This is a genomic window from Pseudoalteromonas sp. SR45-5 (genome assembly GCF_014163565.1).
Lineage (GTDB): Bacteria > Pseudomonadota > Gammaproteobacteria > Enterobacterales > Alteromonadaceae > Pseudoalteromonas > Pseudoalteromonas distincta.
Window position 1 is genome coordinate 1 of record NZ_JACJDN010000556.1, and the last position, 2,657, is coordinate 2,657.

Consider the following 2,657-nt stretch of genomic DNA (forward strand, 5'->3'; position numbering starts at 1 on the left):
ACCGATTATTTTTACATGCACACGATTTAAGTTTTTATCATCCTAAAAACGAAACAACGATGCGTATTGAAGCGCCCCTTGATAAAACGCTTAAAAATACATTACTAAAATTACGAGACGCAAAACAGTGATTGCAGTGACGCCGATTAAAAAATATAAGCTCGTCATTTTTGATTGGGATGGCACCGTTATGGATTCAGTCACTAAAATAGTTAACTGTATTCGTAGTAGTGCTGAGTCAATTAATTTAGTGGCGCCAAGTGATTTGGCAATTAAAAATATCATTGGTATGTCGCTTGAAAAAGCAATTGATGTTTTATTTCCCGATAATGTCGCGCAGCATCAAGCGCTAATTAAAGGGTATAAACACCAATATAGTGTTGATACCACGCCAACTCCTGTATTTGATAATGTTGTCAGCGTTTTAACTGCTTTAAAAAAGCAAGGCATTGTTTTAGCGGTTGCAACAGGTAAAGGTCGAGATGGATTAGAGCGTTTGCTTGATCAAAGCCAACTTAGACATTTTTTTAGTGCAACACGTACAAGCGACGAAGCGCAATCTAAGCCCTCTCCAAATATGCTGTATCAATTACTTGAAGAACTTGGCATAAGCGCTCAAGACGCTGTAATGATTGGTGACACTCAAATAGACATGACAATGGCAAAAGCTGCAGGCATGGATAGAATTGGCGTAACAATGGGTGTACATAACGCACAGCAGCTAAATAAGCTTAGCCCTGTTGCAACGGTAGATAATTATCTGCAATTGCAACAGGTTTTGCTTGGCTAATTTATTTAATTAGAACTTGTTTTGAGCGGTAAGCACATCAATCCCAAACTCAGCCAGTAATTGGCTGAGTTTAATTAATGGTAATCCAATTAAGCTATTAGGATCGTCTCCGCTTAGTTTTTCAAATAAACAGATACCCAACCCTTCACTTTTAAAGCTGCCAGCACAGTTATAAGGCTGCTCTGCGTCGCAATAAGCACTAATTTGTGCATCACTTAGGGTTTTAAACGTCACATTAAAAGGTTCTACGCAGGTTTTTTTTGTTCCAGTTACAATATCGTAAACACAAAGCCCAGTTAAAAATGTTACAGTATTACCGCTAAATAAATTTAGTTGTTTTAGAGCATTTTGTTTATTGTGCGGTTTACCTAAAATTTGATTGTTAAACACAGCGACTTGGTCTGATCCAATTGCTAACCCTTTTTTAAAGTGTTTATTAGCTGCTGAGGCTTTTAACTCACTTAAACGCTTAACCAGTTCAGTAGGTGTTTCGCATTCAAGTGCTGATTCGTCAACGTCGGGTGAAAACGTATCAAAGGGTAAATTAAATTTTTGTAATAAAGACTGCCTAAAAGGCGAGCTTGACGCTAAAATGAGTGGAAGCTTCATGGACTGTTTTCCTACGATAATTCAGATTGAGTTAGGATAAATCAGATCCGAGAGTAAAACACGTTAAAAACCAAGTAAAAATGGTTTTTTACTTTGACTAACAAACTAACTATCTATATGATGCAGCCCCTATGCAAAAGGTGAAAATTCCCATCACTCTTCATCCAGGCAAAGCAGCGCAGCACCGTTTAAAGTATGACGGAATTGTACCGCTTGAAAAACTTACTCGTTTAGAGAAAGTTGTGCAGGAAGAAGTAGGTGAAATAGCGGTAAAAATACATTGCAAAAACGATGATCAAGGTTTCGCTGTGATTAGAGGCAATTTGTCCACACATGTTACTGTCATTTGTCAACGTTGTAATGGTGATTTAGGGTTGGATTTGGTTCAAGACTTTGCATATTCACCAGTAGGTGAAGATACAGAGTTAGATATTTTTCCTGAAGACTACGACGAAGTAGCACTTGATGAAAATGGTGAAGTTAACGTTTTTGATTTAATTGAAGACGAACTAATTTTAGCAATTCCATTAGTGGCTACCCACAACGAAGCTTCATGCAGTTATTCAGCAAAGCCTGCCAGCTTTGGTGTATTAAAGGCGGAAGATGATAAACCTAATCCATTTGATATTTTGAAACAACTTAAGAAAGATTCTTAGGAGAAGACTATGGCTGTACAAAAAAGCAAAAAGTCTCGTGCAAGACGCGGCATGCGCCGTTCACACGATGCGATCAGTGGTCCAACTTTAACTGTAGATCAAACATCTGGTGAGACTCATCGTCGTCACCATGTGACTGCAGATGGTTACTACAAAGGCGTTCAAGTAATTTCTAAATAAGAGATTACTTATATGCTGAAAGATCTAACCATAGCGTTAGATATGATGGGGGGCGATTACGGCCCCCGTTCATCTATTCCTGCTGCCGTTCATGCGGTGAACGCTCATGCCAATTTAAGTCTCATTTTATGTGGCAATGAAGACGTTATATCTAAAGAACTCGAATCCCTCGATTCTTTATCTCATCCAAGACTCATAATTCGTCACTGTAGTGAAATAGTCACTAACGCCTGCGAACCTGCAATTGCTGTACGTTCAAAAAAAGATTCATCTATGCGTGTTGCCCTTGATTTAGTTAAATCGGGCGAAGCTCAAGCGTGTGTTAGCTCAGGTAATACCGGCGCTTTATTTTTTATGGCTCACTACGTATTAAAAATGCTGCCAGGTGTTAAACGTGCTGCGCTCATTTCATCTGTTCCTAC

4 protein-coding genes and 2 pseudogenes are annotated in these 2,657 nt (G+C 38.7%); 5 read left to right on the plus strand and 1 reads right to left on the minus strand.

Annotated elements, in window-relative coordinates:
* Both H5072_RS21290 and H5072_RS16405 read left to right on the plus strand, forming a co-directional pair.
* A pseudogene (locus H5072_RS21290) lies at nt 1-131 on the plus strand (23S rRNA pseudouridine(955/2504/2580) synthase); the annotation flags it as partial.
* Complete coding sequence (locus H5072_RS16405) at nt 128-790, plus strand: HAD-IA family hydrolase (RefSeq protein ID WP_182694137.1); 663 nt, start codon at nt 128-130, stop codon at nt 788-790. The pseudogene H5072_RS21290 and the gene H5072_RS16405, both read left to right, overlap by 4 nt.
* 9 nt (nt 791-799) lie before the next feature.
* Here H5072_RS16405 and H5072_RS16410 read toward each other — a convergent pair whose 3' ends face one another.
* On the minus strand, nt 800-1,399 hold the full coding sequence (locus H5072_RS16410; RefSeq protein ID WP_182694138.1) for a nucleoside triphosphate pyrophosphatase: 600 nt from the start codon (nt 1,397-1,399) through the stop codon (nt 800-802).
* Between the two features lie 131 nt (nt 1,400-1,530).
* Here H5072_RS16410 and yceD point away from each other — a divergent pair, with 131 nt between their 5' ends.
* The 3 genes and pseudogenes from yceD to H5072_RS16425 all read left to right on the plus strand — a co-directional run.
* Nucleotides 1,531-2,055 (plus strand): 23S rRNA accumulation protein YceD, encoded by a 525-nt coding sequence (gene yceD, locus H5072_RS16415; RefSeq protein WP_007375269.1) that lies wholly within the window; start codon nt 1,531-1,533, stop codon nt 2,053-2,055.
* A 9-nt stretch (nt 2,056-2,064) separates the two neighbouring features.
* Nucleotides 2,065-2,235, plus strand: coding sequence for a 50S ribosomal protein L32 (gene rpmF / locus H5072_RS16420; protein ID WP_002962381.1), 171 nt, complete (start codon nt 2,065-2,067; stop codon nt 2,233-2,235).
* A 12-nt stretch (nt 2,236-2,247) separates the two neighbouring features.
* A pseudogene (locus H5072_RS16425) lies at nt 2,248-2,657 on the plus strand (phosphate acyltransferase); the annotation flags it as partial.